The organism is Bradyrhizobium sp. 45 (assembly GCF_023073155.1).
In the GTDB taxonomy this organism is placed as follows: domain Bacteria; phylum Pseudomonadota; class Alphaproteobacteria; order Rhizobiales; family Xanthobacteraceae; genus Bradyrhizobium; species Bradyrhizobium canariense_D.
On the sequence record NZ_JADPIX010000005.1, the window covers coordinates 1 to 18,796 of the forward strand.

Consider the following 18,796-nt stretch of genomic DNA (forward strand, 5'->3'; position numbering starts at 1 on the left):
GAGCCTGGGCGATCGCCTTCACCTGCAGCGGATTGGCGATAATCACCCGTGCCACGAACGGTGCCAGAACCCGCGATACCGCCATGCTGTTGCCGGTCGTTTCGAGCACCACCTCATCACTGGCCAGCAGGGTCTTGCCAAATCCCTCGAGCGCAGTCCGCGTCATATCAACGCGGTCCGCATGTCGGAGCTTGCCGTCTTCCCAAAACACCACCTCCCCGAAAGTTGGGTGCACGTCGATGCCAATGACCCGTCGCATTTGCACCTCCTGCTTGATATGACGGGAGCTGCGGGCGACACGACAACTACGGATTCGCGCTCCCAGCCCAACTGGGCGAGTCGCAGAGGCGGCCAGCTACTAACTCGAGCTCTCGGCTCGTCGTATGCATCGGCCTGCCCGCACATCGTGCTCCCGGTGCGTCTGTCCCGATGCGGCCATCATACGCCACGATGCAGAACACTGCAGCGGAACGTTGGCACCGAGAAATCTCCTAACGGTTACCAAACCGATCGAAAGCACCTTCTCCACCGTGCGCCACCGCACCATCCGATCGAAGGGCTGCCTGTCCAACAAAAAGGCACTCGCGATGGTCTTCAGACTGCTTGAGACCGCGCAGAAAAGCTGGCGTCGTCTCGATGGCCACAACCAGCTGCCAAAACTCGTTTCCGTGTGACATCAACGATGGGCTCGAGGTCATCGCCAAGCCGACCGACCGTCAGCCCATAACGGCCGCGGCCTGACCGGCTCCTGCGTCACCAAAATTTGGCGATAGCTCCAACGACGATCACAACAGCCGCAAACAGCATCTGGAGCGTGGCTACAGCAGCGATAGCGGGACTAAATCCTGCCGGATTCCGCATCGGCAAGTTCGCGACCTTTCCGATGCCAAGGAGCAGCACATATACCACACGTTCTCTAAGACTGTCTAAAAGTGCGTAGAGACCACGCCAAACGAGGAAGGCAAAGAAGCGGGCGACCATGAGCACCGCCGTGACGAGCGACGCGACAATCGTGCCGAAGGTGGCAAAAGGCCCCGGGGGGAGGCCTTCCAAGATCAACTTTGGTACGACGCGACGGCTACGATTGGACATGCGCTGGTTGAAACCGACCCTCTGTTGCACCTCTGCAGCAATGAGCGGAGCCTCTTGAAATTGTCAGCACCTAGTCGACACTTCTGTATCCTTGTACGGTCGGATTCTAAGGCCTCCAACCATCAACTACCAGTATCGGTAATTGTTCAGATGACAAAGGCATGCCACCAGTCGTTTAGCGACGTGGGATTACTTAGAGGCACTGCAAGAGTTCGGCATGCAAAGTATCTCTAATAGCAGACGCGCTGACTCGCCGACTGGGCGTCTTTCGAGCGAAGTCTCGAACAGAGCGATTGCCCGCTAAATGGAGTGAACTACATGTCGACGCCACAATTTGCATATCTCAACGGCCAAATTGTCCCGTGGAATGACGCTAAGGTGCATATTTTTGCACCGGTAGCAAAGTATGGCCTAGGCGTATTCGAGGGAATGCGTGGCTACTGGAACGAAGAAGCACAGCAATTATACCTATTTCGTGTCGCAGAGCACCTTCAACGCTATGCCTTCTCGCAAAAGGCAATGCGTTTCGATCAGGGTCCATCCAGCGAGGAGTTAAGCAAGGCGCTCGTTCAACTATGTCATGCAAATTCATTTTCTACCGACGTACATATCCGGATGATGGCTTTCATTGAATCCGGCGAGCTGGACGCAACGGGACCCATAGGAACCGCTATCACAGCGGTGCCACGGGAGACCGATAGACAAGTTGCGGACGGTGCTTCTGTTCAGATTAGTTCCTGGGTGCGCATGCCGGACAACGTGATGCCTGCACGCATCAAATGCAATGCAAATTACCATAACTCCCGATTAGCTCTTATACAGGCCCAACGCGATGGTTACGATGCGACTTTTCTTCTTAATTCGAGGGGAAAGCTGGCAGAGGCATCCGCGATGTGCGTGTTCATTGTTCGCGATGGTCAACTGATCACGCCGAGCGTGACGAATGACATATTGGAGTCGATTACGCGCCAAACCGTCATCGAATTAGCCCGCGAGTATCTTGGGTTAGAGACCGTCGAGCGCGATGTAGATCGGACCGAACTGATCCTCGCGCAGGAAGTATTATATTGCGGTACCGCTGCGGAAATCGCCCCGGTGATATCCATAGACCGGATGGTTGTTGGGAGCGGTCAACCTGGGGCCATTACACAACAGTTAATCGAGATCTATGGGGCCATCGCAACCGGCAAGAACGATGCTCACGTTTCGTGGCGAACACCTGTCTTTTGATGATCTTAGCTTCAGATCCCCCGCCCCTACCACGTTTGGTGTGCGGCTGGCGGCGCCCAGAATTATGCCGCTGTTGCTCGCGAGCGCAGTTCAGACTCTCGTATGAGCAGCGTAAGACCGTATGTCCGCCTCTGTCATTGGGGTCGCTCGCCTACACTGCGCGTCCGATGGTTGCTCGGGCAGTCGGAGCCAGCCAGATACTCATCACAGGAGGACGAACTGTGTCGGACTATAGAGAGGCATTGTCAGGATCAGTGTGGCGAAGCTGAGGAAAGCCATCGCGATTGCAGACGCAAGTCGGAGGGACGATTCGTTCTTTGGTGACGTCGTGCTTCCGCCTTCAACATGCAGCAACTTCGAACTCAGATCGTAAGGAACGCCCACGGCTTCACTGGCTCGACGCAGCTCCAAGAGGCGCTTCACAGCGCCGCTCAAGCTCGCTGGTGACCAGTCGGTCGTCAAGCGATTTGAGCGGGCGCTCAACGGCAGCTTCATAACGGAGCCTCTCACTCTGCTACTCCTCAGCTCGCGCAGGGCTCTTTCGGGCTGCAGATGGGCACTTACGCGCTTTGGTCAACCCATCGATTTCACTGGCGCTACCGCACCATCCTCCTCTGCAAGAATAGACCAGCCGCAGCCGCTGCTTTTTATAGGCTTTGCGCCTCGCCGCGACGAATGCGTCCAAGTTCTCCGCGTCAAGTTCATCGAAATTGATCATGTTTCTGATTGAGCCGCCTTTCGCAGCCGCCGTCGCTCGCGTCGCCTGGAAGCGCAGCGGGCGAGCGGCCGCTGTGGACAGGGTGGCCCCTGATAATCACACAGAACTTCACACCATAGGTCTAGTGCAAGCGCCACCACGGCCGCATCGAGAGCCGCCCGCTTGCGATGTAGTACCACAAGTCGCGGAGACGGGCGTGCGTCCGCAGGGAACGAGTGCTACCAGCAACGAAATAGGGCCGAGGTGATAAGGTAGCCCTTCGAGGCAATAGCGCGTTGGCGCCGCCGGTCGCGATGTTCGAGCTCGCGCCAATCGTGCGGCATTCGATATGTGCGCCAAGCCTCGCTCTGGCTAGGGCTGGCATTGCCCTAGCTCGTCTCGCAACCTGGCTCGTTGCGGAGCGCGGCTAACCAGCCACTTTGGTTCTTTCGTGACGATCAACACGACACCTCAATTCGTCGCCGGTTAGCCAAACAACCAAATAGTCATTCAGAACGTCTTGCCCTGCCAGACGTAACCCGCCGGCTTCATAATGCGGATATCCGTATTGTGTAACCACGCCCTTATCCAGTGACCACCGCTCGACAAGTCCACATATGAAATCAGGAGCCCACATGGCAAAACATACGCCAAACGCCGCTCCCGCCATAATTTTAGGCATGCCCTGTCCCCTCAAGTCTCCGCGCACCCAAATATCTCCGTGGTAGGCTACCTTGCCAGTGATCTTCTTGGCACTTAGGGCGGTGCAAGAACAACAGTCCTGAGGATGTGAAGGCGGGGCCGGATCAGCAGAATGGACGTTTACAATGTGGTCTGCAAGATTGCTACCCGAAAGGTCAAACATCCGAGCGGCCTGTAACAGCGCGACCTCGTGGTTTCTGTCGACCCCCATCATCCAGAATCCATCGCCTGGCTTGATCGGTGCGCGATCTAGCTGGAACATCAAAGCGGGGGGGTTCTTTGTCGGAGTAGTCAGTGTGATCGAGACATACTTATGAAAATCGAATCCTATCGAAAGTTTAATCCCTTTTTGAACGGCGGCATCGTCGTACGTTTGCAGGAAACGTGAGACGTGTAACGGATTAACAAGGTTTGTCATAGCTGGAGCTTGTCCTATACGTCATAGCAGCGATGATTGATGGTACCCTGCCAATACGGATCCCGGAGCTACCTGCTCTAGCAGGCTTTTGAAAAGGCACTCGCCGCCGACCGGCGACCGTGATTCATTAGCTCCGACGAGATTCGGAGATGGTGCGTGCGCGGGGCGATAATCGAACGGGCGAGTTGTTCAGCTACGTTGACCTGGAGGCGCGGGTGCGGCGTGATCATCCGCTGCGAGCGATCCGGACGATGGTGAACGAGGCGCTGTCGGCGCTGGAGCACGAGTTTGCCGGGCTCTATTCGCCGATTGGGCGACCGTCGATTCCGCCGGAGAAGCTGCTGCGGGCGATGCTGTTGCAGGCGTTTTATTCGATCCGCTCGGAGCGGCTTCTGATGGAACGGCTGGAATACGACCTGCTGTTCCGGTGAGTTCGTCGGAATCGGCGTGGACGACGCAGCCTGGGACCATTCGGTGTTCTCGAAGAACCGCGACAGGCTGCTGGAGGGCGACATCGCGGCCAAGTCCTTGCGGCGGTGCTGGAGCGGCCCAAGGTGAAGAGGCTTCTGTCGAGCGATCACTTCTCAGTCGACGGCGCGCTGATCGAGGCCTGGGCCTCGATGAAGAGCGTCAAGCCCAAGGATGGCCCCGGCGAGCCGCCGGCGCAAGACGGCGGGCGCAATGCCGAAGCGGACTTCCATGGCCAGGAGCGCTCGAACTACACCCATGCTTCGACCACCGATCCCGATGCCAGGCTCTACCGCAAGGGTAAAGGCAAGGAGACGAAGCTGTGCTTCATCGGGCATGGGCTGATGGAGAACCGCCACGGGCTGCTGGTCGACGCCTGCCTGACGCAGGCCGACGGGCATGCGGAGCGAGTGGCCGCGCTGCACATGATCGAGCCTCGGGCCGACCGGCCGACAGCAATCACGCTTGGCGGCGACAAAGCCTACGATGCAGAAGACTTCGTCACTGAGCTGCGCTCGATGAACGTGACGCCGCATGTTGCGCAGAACACCAGCGGCCGCAGCTCTGCGATTGACGGGCGAACGATCCGGCACGGCGGCTATGCCGTCAGCCAGCGCATCCGTAAGCGCATTGAAGAGGCATTCGGCTGGATCAAGACGGTCGCCGGGCAAAGCAAGACCAGCTTCCGTGGCCGTGATCGCGTCGCATGGGCCTTTACCTTCGCTGCCACCGCCTACAATCTGGTGCGGCTGCCCAAGTTGATCGCGGAGACGGCTGATGGCCAAGGTGCCCGGCTTCGCCAAGGCCTTTGTCGGCCGGTGGCGCATCGTCGAGATGGACGTCTGGGACAGCGACTTCATCGATCTTGTCGAAGAGGCGCATCTCACCTTCCAGGGCAAGTCCGACGGTGAAATCGCCTTTGGGGCTCTCAAGGGCTTCCTGGACGTGCGCTATGGCACCCGCGACGGATCTGCCTGCGCCGAGTTCTCGTGGGAAGGGCACGACGACGAATGATCCGTCCTGCGGTCGCAGATGGGCTCTGATCGGCACCGCGGGCAGGCTCGTCGGCCACTTCTACATCCACAATGGCGACGATTCAGCCTTCACTTGCGAACGCGGCTGACTTCTTCAACAGCCTGCTAGTGGGGAATATCACAGTTGATATCGAGGAAGCGATGTTGACTGTATCGCGGCATATCTGGAACGGCCCCGCGGGCAAGTGCTTTTTTGGATTTCGTCCTCCGGGAACGGTGCGGTCATATGTCCGGCCTTTCAGCGCGGTCGTGGAACCGCTGGCCTCAATGAAATTCGCGATGCGAGGGGCTGATCATCTGACGCGCTTTAAATTGCATCGAGGCGTCGCGGCTGGCGCGCAATGGACGCGACTGGCATCACTTGATCGACCTATGCGCTCTCGCCGGCGCGTTGGTCATCGATCCCGACGGTGCCTATGATCCGCGGCTCCTCAATCACCGCCTGCTGCTCGGATTACGCGATTCCGTAGGTGAGGTGATCGATCCCTTCGATATTCTGCTGGCTCAGACTGTGCCCGTTGTGGCGCCGCCAAACGTTTTATATAGTGCCCGCCAGCGGGACGCTGATTCCTGGGGTGCCGGAACGTCGCACGCACAGTCGTGTGCGGCATGGTACGACCACGCTGTTTGCAGCACTTGATATTGCGTCAGGGTTCGCCATCGGCAAGTGCTACAAGCGTCACCGGGCAATCGAGTTCTTGAAATTTCTCAAAGAGATCGATCGTCAAGTCCCTGAAGGGTCTATGTTCATATCGTCATGGACAACTACGGCACCCACAAGACGCCAAAGAAAAGCGTGGCTCGCCCGACGCCCGGCATTATCATGTCCACTTCACGCCGACTTCCGCGTCATGGATCAATCAGGTCGAACGCTGGTGCGGTGAACTCACCAGAAAACAGATCCAGCGAGTGTCCATAGGTCCGTCAGGCAGATCGAGGCCGACATCCCTGCCTTCATTGACCTGCGCAATAAATCCCGAAGCCCTTCGAATAGACCAACTCCGAAGACGAATTTTGGCTTCCGTCAAACGCTCCTGCCACAAAGCCCAGCAGACTTTATGTGGCGGACTTTAGATTCACGTGACCGGCCTCCACACCGCCTAGAGTAGGTAGTGCCCCGATCCTTGTTACTGATCTACGATCGACCCTTAATGTGTGGTGGCACAGCTCATAACGATAGGACAAAATGCAGCCATGGCAAGCCTAGACAATCCGTTCACGTGTCACGCGTCAACGTCCCCTACAAAATTGACACAGAACCAGCTGCAAGAGCGCGTCGCACAAACGTTGCGGAAAATTGAGGAGCAGGAATCCACTTATGAGACCATCACGATCGGACAATTGATTTCAATGCGGGCGAGTACGCATTACTCAACGACCGCAGTCGATGTCTTCGAGCGCGGCGAGCGCGCGACCTACTCCGAGATGGACCTGGCGTCCAACAGATATGCACATGCGCTGCGTTCATTGGGCGTACGGAAGTGCGATCGCATCGGGGTGATGCTCTCGAACCGCATCGAGTTCCCGATCCTATGGTTCGCGATTGCCAAGTTGGGTGCGGTGATGGTTCCGATCGACATCCGCTACACGCCCAGGGAGATCGAACACGTTCTCAACGATACACAGGCCAAATTCGCAATCGTTGACGAGACCGCATGGACAGTGTTCTCGGCTATGGAGCCTTGGCCGCAGCACCTGGGTAAGGAGCGAGTACTCCTCGTAGGGCAGCTTTCCGATCGGACAGCCATTACCCTCGATGAATTGGTCAAGGACGTCAAGGACTCTCCGGTTGAGGAGGATATCCGGGCCGACGATCTGTTGGACATTCAATTTACATCGGGGACAACGGGCTTTCCGAAGGGCTGCATGTTGACGCACGACTATTGGGGGGTGAGCTCGTACCAAGCGGCATGCATGGACGGGCAACCGTATCGGAGATATCTGACTACAAATATGTTCTCCTATGGCGATGCAAAGCAGGCTCTACTGAAGTCGTACCGACAGGGCGGCACGCTCTACCTGGCTGCGTCGTTGAGCCCGACACGCTTCATCAGTTCGTTGAAGCATCACTGCATCGAGTGGTGCTATTTTCCAGACGCGGTAGCGCGCCACGCCGAGTCAGTCGGCGAAGACGGAGGCACAAGCCTAATCCAGACCCTGACGTGGGGCTTCAGTCCTGATATGGTACGCAAATTCCGGAAGCGCTTTCGAGTGCGAACGCAGGATGCGTTTGGAATGACAGAAATCGGTTTTGGCACACAAATGCCGAATGATCTTGACGAGATGGCCGACTCCGGATCGGTAGGGATTCGCGCCCAGTTTCGGGACCTGCGACTGATGAATGACGATGGCACACCCACCCCGGTCGGCGAAGTCGGCGAGCTGTGGGTGAGTGGTCGGGGAATCTTCAAAGGGTATTGGAATAGACCGGAGGCGAATGCTGGGTCCTTTGAAGGTGAGTGGTTCAAGACGGGCGACCTGCTGCGGCGCGATGAGTTTGGCTTTCACTGGCTGGTAGGGCGCAAGAAAGACGTTATCCGACGTTCTGGCGACAATATCGCTGCGCGGGAGGTGGAGGCTGTCGTCCGCGAGATTCCCGACATTGCAGATGTGGCCGCCGTGCCCGTTCGCGATGCCAAGAGTGGCGAGGAGGTCAAGATCTACGTGGAGCTGAGAGAAGGTGTCGTACCAGGCGATATGCTCGTACAGCGCATTGTCGAACATGCCCGCTCCAATCTCGCTGTGTACAAGATGCCGCGTTACATTTCGTTTATTCCGGTGCTTCCTAGGACCAGCGCCAGCAATAAAGTACTCAAACGTAAGCTAGTAGCCGTGAGCGATCCGCTTGCCGGCGCCTACGACACTGAGGAGAAGCGCTGGCGCTGAAAGCAAATCTTTCATTTTCGCTTCCCGTACGCCGCAGCTGCTAGCTAGGGGTTCAGAATCAATTCATCCAATAGGCTACGATGGCGAGGTGGACGGCAGCCAGGAAGTTCCTGACGAGTTTGTCGTAGCGAGTGGCGACACGCCTGAAATCCTGAGGCGGCAGCAGCAACGCTCGATGACATTACGTCTTTTAAGCGCGCTTGCTGAAGCTTTGGACGGTCACCCTGTTGGATTTGTTTGGGATTGCTGGCTTCGAGCCACGATCGACGATTTCGGCGCGAAAGCCGTCGCCGTCGTAGCCTTTATCGCCAATGAGGGCTGACATGGGCGCGAGAGCTCCAAAAGGACTGGAGCCGCGGCAACATGTGCGTCCTGGCTTGGAGTGAGATGAAATTCGTAAGGTTTGCAATCAGGGTCGCTTGGCGCGTGACTTTTCGTGGTCCGCCCGCCGCGCGAGCGGCCGATCGCGTGCTCATGCTCCCCCTTTTCCGCCACTCGCCGAGCGATGCGCCGTGATCGAAGTGGAGTCGTCACGCTATCCTTGCCGCAGCGGGCGAGTGCTTCAAAGACCATTCGCGGTCCTTTGGTCCCAGCTCCCTCCGACAGGCGCTTCCAGTTGGACAAGCGCCGCGTCCGGGCGAGGTGCGCGGCCCTACCGGCGGCGGTCGCTTGCCCCAGGATCGAAACACATGAGCGCTGCTGACCCCAAGCACGTAGCCTTTGCCTGGCCGATGTGGTTGCTGTTCGATGTCGCCAACACGGTAGACCGCGTGACCGTATCGCCGGTAACCCACTTGAATGGTACAGACGCGGCTATCACACGTGCGATCATTGTCGTCGCAAGATTTGGTTTGGTCGCAAAGCCGGCATCTGGATCGTCGGTCGATTCCTTCCTCGGGCTGTATGACGATCTCGACCCGCTCCAGATGCGCGCCGACTCCTGCGCAGCCGCTGCGCGTTGCGGCTTGTCCTTGCCGCCAGCCTTCACCCAGCTCGGCTTCCACTGCCGGCAACCCGCCGGTGATCTCGTCAAAGACCGAAGGCAATCTGCTCATCGCTTGGCCTGTCGCTACGCAAGCGTTCCGAGCGCGTGCCGTAAAGCGTACCTCCAACGTCTTCACGATCCCCATCAGCTCCACGATCCGCCCATCGGCTGCCCGGTTGACCGCGGCAAGATCGGCTTTGGCCGTACTCAGTGTTGCCATCTCGGAGGGGATGCGATCGCCGCCAGCTCCGCGGCGAAGGCGAGGATCAGCGCGTGGGCTTCGGCAAGAGTCGTCGGAAGCTGCAGCAGGCGTCGTCATCGCCGCCATCAGAACAGAGTCGCGGCCGATCCCCAACCCTTTCAGCGCCCCTGATTAATTCGCCGCAGCTTGCAGCCCAACCGCCTTGATCCGATCTGCCCCTTTTCGAACGGAACACTTACAATGAGCCGCTGAACGGGTCGGCCCCGCCGCCGCGCACCAGCACCATCAAGCCCATCGCTCCCTTGCGGAAGTCGACAGGCGTAGAGGCCACGTAAACCTGAACTCCCGCCAGGATCATGCCTGCCGAATTGCCCGGATCAGTGCAGCAAGCCGCTCAGGGTTCACATCGCTGCCGACGCGCATCACAAAGTCGCCGATCACAATTTCCACCACCTCGCCGCCACAGCTTCAAAGCGCGCGAACTTCACCGCTCGGCCTGTCCCGGAAAGCGGCGCGACCACCTCCGAGGGGGCAGCGCCTTGCATCGCTACGCAAACAACTGCCAGGGATCGCGCCCGTGAGAGCGAGCTACCACCGAGACGTTCGCTCCAGGCGCAAACGTTTCGCCGACGAAACGATCCTTCGCCTTCCGTGACCAGGTGCGGTAGCTCCGCCCGGGACTGACCGAAAGCCGCTCAGCTGACGCTGTGATAACTTCGAGATTGTTGCTATTAGACATATGTTCGCTCTCATGAACTCCTGGGACAAATGACCCAACGAGATTCAGCCGCTAGGTGGGGGGCTCTGCAGACCGTGAAGATGAATGACGTCGATCCGCACGCCTGGCTCACGCAGACTCTTGCGCGCATCGCAGGGCTGGCCGATCTCTCAGATCGATACGCTCATGCCCTGACGCTTCAAAGTCTTAACCGCCTCAGCTACACGCTTACACAAATTCACCAATGCGGCCTTCACCGACGCTTTGGCAGGCGCAGGGACCCAGCGCTCGTTGAACGGACAACGTCTTCATTGAGCGGCTGTGGCGGTCTCTCAAGCACGAGGACATTTATCTCAAGGACTAGCATGATGAACAACGCTGACGCGTTGACCACATGCTGGCAGCAACAGCAGCACACAGAATAGAGCTGGCCCGGCAAATTTGAACAGGAGGATAAGTGGAGTTTCTGCCTGACGGCGGCGATAATCGCCGCGAACAGGAGAGACCATGAGCAGACGACCGCGCCGGAACCACACGCCGGCTTTCAAGGCCAAGGTGGCACCTCGCTGCCGTGAAGGGCGACCGAACGATAGCTCAACTGGCTGAGCAATTTGACGTTCATCCCAATCAGATTATGGCGTGGAAGGCGCAGCTCGAGGGAGGAGCTTCCGAGGTTTTCGGATCTGGAAGTGTGACGGCCGCCGTGCCGGCTGTGGACGTAAAGTCGCTGCACGCCAAGATCGGCGAGCTGACGCTGGAGAACGTTTTAGAAGGTGCGCTCACCAAGGCGGGATTGCTGAGCGCAAAGCGATGATCGACCGCGAGCACGATTTGTCGATCACGAAGCAAGCGGAAGTCTTGCAGATCAGCCGTGGCAGCGTCTATTACCTGCCGCGCCCGGTGTCGGACGCCGATCTCGCGGTCATGCGGCGTCTCGATCGGCTGCATCTGGAGTTTCCTTTCGCCGGTTCGCGGATGTTGAGAGGCCTGCTGGCTGCCGAGGGGTGCAAGATCGGCCGCCGGCACGTCAAAACGCTGATGCGGCGGATGGGGATAGAAGCGCTCTATCGCCGCCCCCGAACCACGAAGCCGGAGCCCGGCCACAAGATTTATCCCTATCTGCTGCGCGGCATGGAGATCACGCGTCCGAACCAGGTCTGGGCGATGGACATCACTTACATCCCGATGGCGCGCGGCTTCGTGTATCTCGCTGTCGTGCTCGATTGGGCTACCCGACGAGTATCGTCATGGCGGTTATCGATCACGATGGAAGCGGCCTTCTGCGTCGAGACCCTGGAGGATGCCTTGGCGCTGCACGGCCGGCCTGACGTCTTCAACACCGACCAGGGTTCACAGTTCACCGGTGCGGACTTCACCGCCGTGCTCGCCGGCAACGGCATCGCCATCAGCATGGACGGCAAAGGGGCTTGGCGGGACAACGTGTTCGTCGAGCGGTTGTGGCGCAGCGTCAAGTACGAGGAGGTGTATCTGCGGGCCTACGAGACCGTCAGCGAGGCGCGCGACTCGATCGGCAGATATCTCGACTTCTACAATCGCGCATCGGAACACCCATCTGGCTATGTGATTGAAGAGAAGAGGCTTTGTTGGTTGGGATGCGATCCTGCGGGGTATTTTGGGTTCAGCCGCGCCCGTTCGGCAATGGCTTGTGCAGCGGATGTTGTGAGTGCGGCGCGGGCGAAGATCCAAGGGCCATCAGATAAGGGATGGATGGCCTCGATCTCGCCGGCCTCCGCTGCCAGCCGGAGCGTCTTGGGCGCGATCTTGAGAAGCTGCGCGGCTTTGCTGAGATTGAGCCAAGGCTCTATCCCGTCCTCCGCGGGCTTGAACACCGGGGTGCGATAGTTCGAGCGCATTGATGTGACGCGCTCGCGGGTCCAGCGATTGCCGTTGCCCGTCTTGAGGCCGTTGCGGTTGAGGAGGCCGGCAATCAGATCGTCGCTGGCGATCAGCACCAGTTGACGCACGGCTTGGATAATATCGGCAGAGGTGCTGTTGCGCTGTCCGCGCCGGCGCTTGGGCAAGCGCAACTCGCTGTGGACGCCGCCCACCCAGTGGACGATGAGAGCGATTTCGGAGGCCGCATCGTCGATATCGGCCACGACCTCATGGATCAGGGTGCGCACGATGCGCTTCTTGATACGGGCATCGGTCGTCGGCGCTGACCAGACGGTTCGCAGGTTCGACGCCAGGATGCCGAACGAGGCCGGAGCGACGGCGGGAGCAGGTGTACTCGCATCAGGCGCGGCAAGTTTGCCCTCGACCTCCGCCACATGGACGAGCGCCCTATTCCAGCGCGCTTCAAGCTCGCTGGCCACCAGCCGGTTCGCGGGGTCAGCGGCATCGTATTGCCGGAAGGCCCGGTCGGCGGCATAGCGCGCCGCTTCGAGGTCGCGACTGAGCGCTTCGCGCACCTGATCCCGCCGTTCTCCGGCTTCCTTAGCGGCAGCGGTTGCAGCGGCAATAGCCCCCGGGCCGACGACACCCAGCAGTGCTTCCTCGATCGCATCATCGGCCCGCAATCCGCCGAAGGCGATGCAGTGAGGGCCGCCATTATCCATCCAGGCGCGGCTGCAGCTGTAGCGAGGGATATGGTGCTTCATGCCGGAGTACCGGAGCGTGAGCTTGCGGCCGCAGCGCTTGCACCGGATCAGACCGGCCAGCAGCCCGTCACCATGCTTGGGCGCGCCGTGATGCCGACCCGTGGGAACGTTGCTGCTGACCATCGTGCGGATCGCCTCAAATCTCTCCCAACTCACATATCCTTCGTGGGTGTTGGGCTTCAGCGCCAGCCATTCGTTCCGTGCCTTGCGGTGGATCTTCACGCTCACGCCCGCGGCGCTGTATCCCGCCGCCACAGCCGTCTTACCATAGGCATAGGCGCCGCCGTAGACCGGGTTCTCAATGATCCGGTGGATGGCGGAGTAGCTCGGTCGCCGCCAGGCCGTATCGCCGTTGGTCTCCTTCACCGGCAGATCGAGATTGTACTCGTGAAGCCAGCAGAGCGCCTGTCGCGCGCTGCCCAGTTCCTCGACCTTGTCGAACACCAGCTTGATCGCTTCCTGGACACGCCGATCCGGATCCTTCTCATAACGGTCCCCGGCCTTCACGAAGCCGACGGGCGCCACCACGATTAACTCGCCCCGGCGCGCCTTCTCGTAGCGGGCCGAGAGCGAGCGCTGACGCAACGGATCCAGCTCGTACTCGTTGAGGCTGCCCTTGAGCCCGAGCAGCAGGCGGTCGTTGCCGTGCCTCGGCGCATAGATTGTCTCCTGATCGACCAGAACGGTATCGACCACGCGGCACATCTCGATGAGTTGCTGCCAATCCCGGCTGTTGCGAGCGAAGCGCGAGACCTCGCGGGCGCAAACCGCACCAACCTTACCGAGGCAAACCTCCGCCACCATTCGCTCGAAGCCGGCGCGTTGTACACCGCCAGCGGCTGAGCGACCGAGATCATCATCGATCACTTCAATCTCTGACCACCCGAGCGCCGTGAGCCGGTCCCGCATGGCATATTGCAATGCGCTGCTCTCGCGATTGTGCAGCACCCGATGGGCTGAGGATTGACGCACGTAAAGAACCGCCTTGCGCTCCAGATGATGGGGTCTAACCTTGTCAGAGATCATGATCGACCTCCTTCGCGAGCAGCGTTGCTGTCCTCGCAGCATGGTCGAGGATCAACTGCGTCATCAGGTTCATGATGGCCGCCCGGGCTTCCGCCGGCAGCTCCAGCCATGCGGGTGCGCCGATGGCGCCGTTCGGCAGGCCACTCCCGAACAGATCCATCTGCGGCTGCGCCCGCGGTTGTCGATCGTGTTGATATCCGCTCCCTGGCATTGCCGTCTGCCGTGACATGAGTCTCTCCCCGATTCTGGTCGTGAGAGGCTCTGGATGCGCCAGAAAGCAGGGCAGCTGATGGCGTTCGATCCTTCAACGCCAGATCGAGAAGCGCAGAGAGCGCCGCAAGTGCGTCGATGCTGACAAACGGCTGAGCTGTCAAAAGCTGCGCGTCAGGGCATGCCGTCCGGTCGAACATCCATGCTGGAACTTCCAGCCAACGATCTGCTCGCGACCCATCCAGCGTGCAGCGAAAAACGACAGCATCAGCCTTGTCGACAGCCCCATAAACGCTAACTCGGCGACCAAACCAAGGATGATGCCGATAAAGAACTTCGCAAGGAGCGATCCTGTGGGCGTTCTCAAACGTTGTTGTACAATCGCCGCCGTCCCCACTCGAGCCTTGACGGCAGCACACCTGATCAAGCCTACTTCACCCCACTGCCAATCCGCTTGGCAGCCTAACCCCGGCAGAGGCTCCACTTATCAACGCGGAGATTCTGTTCAGACAACCGCGACCAGCTCAAATCCCTGGTGGCGTGATAGAAAGGGATCAGGATGCGGTGGATTCCCAACTAACAAACCGGTTCAAGTGGTCCCGCTCTGCGGGTCCATTTCACTCCTCTACTTCAACATTTCTCGGGACACTCCCCATCTGGCAACAGGGCTGGGTCAAATGATGCTCGAAGCAATTTCATGATTTCTGAGCGCTTGCCGCATTGGGCCGTCCATTAGCTCGATCGTCGGAGCTACAAAATCCTGATTGTAGCGAGCACCCTGATTTTCCCCGTACATAGATCGAAAATCTAGACCATAGACTGGCTTTATCGATTCTATAAAACACTGTCCTGCCGCAATCTTAAATGTCACTTCGCCAGTAATCCTTCGATTTGCTACATTAGCAAACTCGTCGATGCAGTATACAACAGGATCTGCTCTACCGGACACCATACACTGGACCCAGCGCGTCTCAAGATATCGCTTTGTTGACAGCTCAATCGGGGTCAACGAAGCATGTTCCAGAATTTTATGTGCCCTGATTATCAATGTCGCAGCAGGGGATTCATGGATTTCGCGCACTTTGACACCTGACGCTCGCTCTTCCAAGTGATCGTGCAGACCGATGCCATGGCATCCTACGAACGTGTTCAGCTTTATGATGGCCTGCACAATGTCGGTGACTTCATCTATTCCATTTCGGTCGCCGAGCTCGACACGCACCGGAAGACCTGCGTCGAATTCAATCGACACGCGCCCATACCCGTTGGAAGGCGGGAGCTTCACCCACGCAAGAGCGTCGGAAGGGAGCGAAAAGGTCAAGTCGTCGAGCGAACCCGCCTCAATCTCCCTCCCCCACATATTCTCATCGACACTGTAAGGGCTCTTTCGAGTGGCAGACACCGGGATGCCATGTTTGTGCGCGAACTCAATCTCCCGATCTCGATCGAGTTGGTTATTGCGGATAGGGGCGAGGATCTTCACGCCTTCCAGGCGGGATAATAGCGCATTATCAAACCGAAATGAATCGTTCCCTCGGCCAGTCGCTCCGTGGGCGACAATCCTCAACTTTCTCTGCTTTGCGATCTCTACCGCGCAATCGCTCACAATCTGTCGGCTCAAAGAAGATGCCAGAGGATGCTCATCAAAATAGCAGGCATTAAGCCGAATAGCTTTCGAAATATACTTAGTGTAAAATTCCCATTTTGCATCTTTAAAGATATACTCTGCACCAAGATTAACAGCTTTTCTACCAATCTCGTTGAAATCTTCACTTTGGCCAACGTCGCAAGTTAATGCAATCACCGATAATTTGAATTCCTGTTGAATAAATTTGATGCAACATGACGTATCCAGCCCGCCAGAATACAGCAGAAGGCATGTCGCACCGTCAGACACATCTCCTGGTTTTAGGGTATAGTCTGCTAAGTATGCTTGCGAACCCACCCCGAAGAAATCGCTACTGGCAGATATGTTCATCACTTGCTCCTTTTAGCGTCAGACTCCCGATTGGCGAATGGCCAGAGGTTAGCGCCACACTATACGGGGAGTGGAATTCTCGAAACTACCAGGATGGGTGGCTGGGCAGTACTGAGTGCGCTCGCTGTGCCTGAGGCTAAAAAACATTCAGCATACCGCCAAGCTATCGCTGAAAGTTGGTGACGGCGCTGAATCGCGAAGACGGCATATCGTGGGGGTGCTCGACGCCTTCACTTCTCCACCGAACGAGCGATACGCCATATCCAAAGATGACATCATCAAGCTGAAGCGAGCCGCACGGGCGTCTCGTCGAGCGCTACGCCGCTCGTCTCGTCGAAGAGAGGCTCGCTCGGCATGGCACGTGGCGTTGCCTTACCGAGTGACCTTGCCCCCGCGCTTAATCCAGTTTGAAGTTCGTTCTGGCCCACGACAAGGACCAGAATGAAGTGCAGCCGCTTTTCGGAAGAGCAGATCATCGGGATCTTGAAGGAGCATGGGGCCGACGTGTCGGTGGCCGATCTGTGCCGCAAGCATGGCGTCAGCGACGCCAGCATCTACAAAATGAAGGCCAGGTTCGGCGGGATGGACGTCTCTGAGGCCAAGCGGCTAAGAACGCTGGAGGACGAGAACACGAAGCTGAAGCGGCTCCTGGCCGACGCCATGCTGGACAATGCGGCGCTGAAGGACCTCTTGGGAAAGAATGCATGACCCGCCCCGCCCGTGCAAGGTCGTTTGATGAGGACGATGCAGTCTGCACAAATGTATCCGGCCTCTTGCAAGTGGGCCGCTGTTGCGGCCAGGCCATGATGAGATCCGCGCGTGCCGTTCCCAGATAAATGGTTCGGGCTCATAATGCCTGCATTGCCGTAGCTCGGCTCGCAGCCCGGCTCTTGGCGGTCGAGGAGCGCAGCAGACCAGCGACGCGGTTGCAAGTGTATGGCTGTCGCTACGCCGATCATGTCAACCCCGCCAACGATTGCGCTTTTTAATAGGTTCAGTTCGCCTGTTGTTCGGTCGCTCAGCCTGCGTTCTCGACAAATGCGAGCGTGCCATCGACAACCTCAAAGTAAGTAAGCAGCGGCGCCGCGCTCAACAGCCGCACGAGATTGAAAAAAGATAGAGGCGAAACGGATGCCAATGGCCGAAAATTGAGTGATCTGGCGGCAGCCTCTCAGCTTTCTGACGATAATTGGAGCTCGGCACGAGATTAACTGAACCGGACCTCAAGTAGGATCGATCTATCCAGCAGTCCGATTGCGCCAGCCGCGCGGGTGGAGAGGCGCAGCTTCATGTGGAGACCGGATGTCAGGCGACCATGATGGCATCAATTTGCCCCTTTTCCCAATCGAGGGAGCCCCGGGATCACCATATGCTTCCCTCTTGCGCAGCATGGGGCAATGCGTGTTCATAGCGGGTTAAATGCATTGGCATCGCAGGTAATCCACGTCAGAAAGCTATTCAGTCAGAATGGTTGCATCGCTCGCGGCCCAAGAGGCGACGCATGGATCGCCGACGTCGGGCATTGTTTCAGCGGATACGTTCAGCACCTTGGACGTTAGTCTCGATCCGGACTCGCTGCGGAATTCGAAGATCGTCGCATCTCCAACGAAGGTCATGCCGACGATGCTTCCCTGGATGCCGTCGGGCGACCTGGCGAGACCCTTGTTCAGATGCAAATTCTCCGGCCGCAGGCATAGCGTTGCATCCCTGTCCGCACCAGACCATGGCGGAGCAGGTAGGGTTTTGTCAGCAGGACCATGCACGATGCCTGACTTGAGCTTAACAGGTATGAGATTGACCTCACCGACGAAACCCGCAACGAACAAGTCGACCGGCCGGCGATAAATGTCCTTTGGCGCGGAGACTTGGCGGATCCGTCCCTCGTGCATCACCGCGACCCGATCGGACATGGCGAGCGCCTCATCCTGGTCGTGCGTGACGTAGATCATCGTCTTGCCAACCTCCTTGTGCAGCGTCTTGATCTCGTTCCTCAGATGCTCGCGCAGCTTCTTGTCCAACGCGCCCAAAGGCTCATCAAGAAGAAGAACGGGCGGATCGAAGACCAGGGCCCGCGCGATCGCCACTCGCTGCTGTTGACCGCCGGACATTTGGTGGGGGTAGCGCGTGTCCAAGGCACCGAGATGCACCTGATCGAGGATGCGGCGTACCCGCGTTTCGATCTCCACCTTTGCCATACGCCGCATGCGAAGCGGATACGCAACGTTCTCGGCGACTGTCATATGCGGGAACAGTGCGTAGTTTTGGAAGATCACGCCCAGTTCGCGGCGGTGAGGCGGCAGGCGCGTGATGTCCTTGTCATCGAGCAGAACGTGACCGCTATTGGGCAGCTCGAAACCCGCGATCATCATCAGAGTTGTGGTTTTTCCCGATCCGCTAGGACCCAGCAAGGAGATGAATTCTCCGGGCGAAACGGAAAGACTGACGTCGTCGACGGCCATCGCGTTACCGTAACGCTTCTGCAGGTTACGTAGTGTGATACCTCCGGTTTTCACGTCACTGCCGCTCACG

General features: G+C 58.4%; 9 protein-coding genes and 13 pseudogenes. 11 read left to right on the forward strand and 11 right to left on the reverse strand.

What is annotated here, in order from left to right:
- A pseudogene (locus tag IVB42_RS00345) lies at positions 1-259 on the reverse strand (IS110 family transposase); the annotation flags it as partial.
- A 247-nt stretch (positions 260-506) separates the two neighbouring features.
- On the opposite strand from IVB42_RS00345, the pseudogene IVB42_RS00350 reads away from it, so the two are divergent.
- Positions 507-741: pseudogene (locus IVB42_RS00350) on the forward strand (IS256 family transposase); the annotation flags it as partial.
- A 12-nt stretch (positions 742-753) separates the two neighbouring features.
- Here the strand turns inward: IVB42_RS00350 and IVB42_RS00355 are convergent.
- Positions 754-1,053, reverse strand: a complete 300-nt coding sequence (locus tag IVB42_RS00355; protein ID WP_247469586.1) for a hypothetical protein — start codon at positions 1,051-1,053, stop codon at positions 754-756.
- Positions 1,054-1,410: 357 nt separating this feature from the next.
- On the opposite strand from IVB42_RS00355, the gene IVB42_RS00360 reads away from it, so the two are divergent.
- Positions 1,411-2,322, forward strand: a complete 912-nt coding sequence (locus tag IVB42_RS00360) for a branched-chain amino acid transaminase (protein WP_247469588.1) — start codon at positions 1,411-1,413, stop codon at positions 2,320-2,322.
- 1,124 nt (positions 2,323-3,446) lie between these two features.
- On the opposite strand, the gene IVB42_RS00365 is transcribed toward IVB42_RS00360, so the two are convergent.
- Positions 3,447-4,139 (reverse strand): hypothetical protein, encoded by a 693-nt coding sequence (locus IVB42_RS00365; RefSeq protein ID WP_247469590.1) that lies wholly within the window; start codon positions 4,137-4,139, stop codon positions 3,447-3,449.
- 149 nt (positions 4,140-4,288) lie between these two features.
- On the opposite strand from IVB42_RS00365, the pseudogene IVB42_RS00370 reads away from it, so the two are divergent.
- From IVB42_RS00370 to IVB42_RS00390, 5 genes and pseudogenes are all read left to right on the forward strand, one after another.
- A pseudogene (locus tag IVB42_RS00370) lies at positions 4,289-5,377 on the forward strand (IS5 family transposase); the annotation flags it as partial.
- A 7-nt stretch (positions 5,378-5,384) separates the two neighbouring features.
- A pseudogene (locus tag IVB42_RS00375) lies at positions 5,385-5,730 on the forward strand (hypothetical protein).
- Between the two features lie 215 nt (positions 5,731-5,945).
- Positions 5,946-6,110, forward strand: a pseudogene (locus IVB42_RS00380) (resolvase); the annotation flags it as partial.
- A gap of 94 nt (positions 6,111-6,204) precedes the next feature.
- Positions 6,205-6,715: pseudogene (locus IVB42_RS00385) on the forward strand (IS630 family transposase); the annotation flags it as partial.
- 120 nt (positions 6,716-6,835) lie between these two features.
- The gene (locus IVB42_RS00390; protein WP_247469591.1) at positions 6,836-8,527 is read left to right on the forward strand and encodes a class I adenylate-forming enzyme family protein; all 1,692 of its coding nucleotides are present in this window, start codon (positions 6,836-6,838) and stop codon (positions 8,525-8,527) included.
- 58 nt (positions 8,528-8,585) lie between these two features.
- Here IVB42_RS00390 and IVB42_RS00395 read toward each other — a convergent pair.
- Positions 8,586-9,097, reverse strand: a pseudogene (locus IVB42_RS00395) (IS5 family transposase); the annotation flags it as partial.
- A pseudogene (locus IVB42_RS00400) lies at positions 9,098-9,440 on the reverse strand (IS701 family transposase); the annotation flags it as partial.
- A 1,078-nt stretch (positions 9,441-10,518) separates the two neighbouring features.
- On the opposite strand from IVB42_RS00400, the pseudogene IVB42_RS00410 reads away from it, so the two are divergent.
- From IVB42_RS00410 to IVB42_RS00420, 3 pseudogenes are all read left to right on the forward strand, one after another.
- Positions 10,519-10,627, forward strand: a pseudogene (locus tag IVB42_RS00410) (transposase domain-containing protein); the annotation flags it as partial.
- Positions 10,628-10,666: 39 nt separating this feature from the next.
- Positions 10,667-10,787 (forward strand): annotated as a pseudogene (locus IVB42_RS00415) (IS3 family transposase); the annotation flags it as partial.
- Positions 10,788-10,939: 152 nt separating this feature from the next.
- Positions 10,940-11,989: pseudogene (locus IVB42_RS00420) on the forward strand (IS3 family transposase); the annotation flags it as partial.
- A gap of 20 nt (positions 11,990-12,009) precedes the next feature.
- Here IVB42_RS00420 and IVB42_RS00425 read toward each other — a convergent pair.
- The 4 genes from IVB42_RS00425 to argG all read right to left on the reverse strand — a co-directional run bounded on the left by IVB42_RS00425 (position 12,010) and on the right by argG (position 16,267).
- The gene (locus tag IVB42_RS00425) at positions 12,010-14,079 is read right to left on the reverse strand and encodes a recombinase family protein (RefSeq protein ID WP_247469593.1); all 2,070 of its coding nucleotides are present in this window, start codon (positions 14,077-14,079) and stop codon (positions 12,010-12,012) included.
- A complete protein-coding gene (locus tag IVB42_RS00430) occupies positions 14,069-14,239 on the reverse strand; it encodes a hypothetical protein (RefSeq protein WP_247469594.1) in 171 nt (56 codons plus the stop codon). The genes IVB42_RS00425 and IVB42_RS00430 overlap by 11 nt, the downstream gene beginning before the upstream one ends.
- Positions 14,240-14,449: 210 nt before the next feature.
- Entirely contained in the window at positions 14,450-14,686 is a 237-nt protein-coding gene (locus IVB42_RS00435; protein WP_247444826.1) for a hypothetical protein, read from the reverse strand.
- Positions 14,687-14,962: 276 nt separating this feature from the next.
- Positions 14,963-16,267: an argininosuccinate synthase gene (gene argG, locus IVB42_RS00440; RefSeq protein WP_247469595.1), complete on the reverse strand. Its 1,305-nt coding sequence runs from the start codon at positions 16,265-16,267 to the stop codon at positions 14,963-14,965.
- Positions 16,268-16,708: 441 nt separating this feature from the next.
- Here argG and IVB42_RS00445 point away from each other — a divergent pair.
- Positions 16,709-16,966, forward strand: a pseudogene (locus IVB42_RS00445) (transposase); the annotation flags it as partial.
- Positions 16,967-17,067: 101 nt separating this feature from the next.
- Here the strand turns inward: IVB42_RS00445 and IVB42_RS42155 are convergent.
- Positions 17,068-17,226: pseudogene (locus tag IVB42_RS42155) on the reverse strand (FAD-dependent oxidoreductase); the annotation flags it as partial.
- Positions 17,227-17,721: 495 nt separating this feature from the next.
- Positions 17,722-18,795, reverse strand: coding sequence for an ABC transporter ATP-binding protein (locus IVB42_RS00450; RefSeq protein ID WP_247469596.1), 1,074 nt, complete (start codon positions 18,793-18,795; stop codon positions 17,722-17,724).
- Position 18,796: the final 1 nt, after the last annotated feature.

Coding starts and splice junctions, on each gene's coding strand:
- IVB42_RS00360 (WP_247469588.1), top strand. CDS start 1,411: ATGTCGACGCCACAATTTGCATATCTCAACGGCCAAATTGTCCCGTGG.
- IVB42_RS00365 (WP_247469590.1), bottom strand. CDS start 4,139: ATGACAAACCTTGTTAATCCGTTACACGTCTCACGTTTCCTGCAAACG.
- IVB42_RS00390 (WP_247469591.1), top strand. CDS start 6,836: ATGGCAAGCCTAGACAATCCGTTCACGTGTCACGCGTCAACGTCCCCT.
- IVB42_RS00425 (WP_247469593.1), bottom strand. CDS start 14,079: ATGATCTCTGACAAGGTTAGACCCCATCATCTGGAGCGCAAGGCGGTT.
- IVB42_RS00430 (WP_247469594.1), bottom strand. CDS start 14,239: ATGGATCTGTTCGGGAGTGGCCTGCCGAACGGCGCCATCGGCGCACCC.
- argG (WP_247469595.1), bottom strand. CDS start 16,267: ATGAACATATCTGCCAGTAGCGATTTCTTCGGGGTGGGTTCGCAAGCA.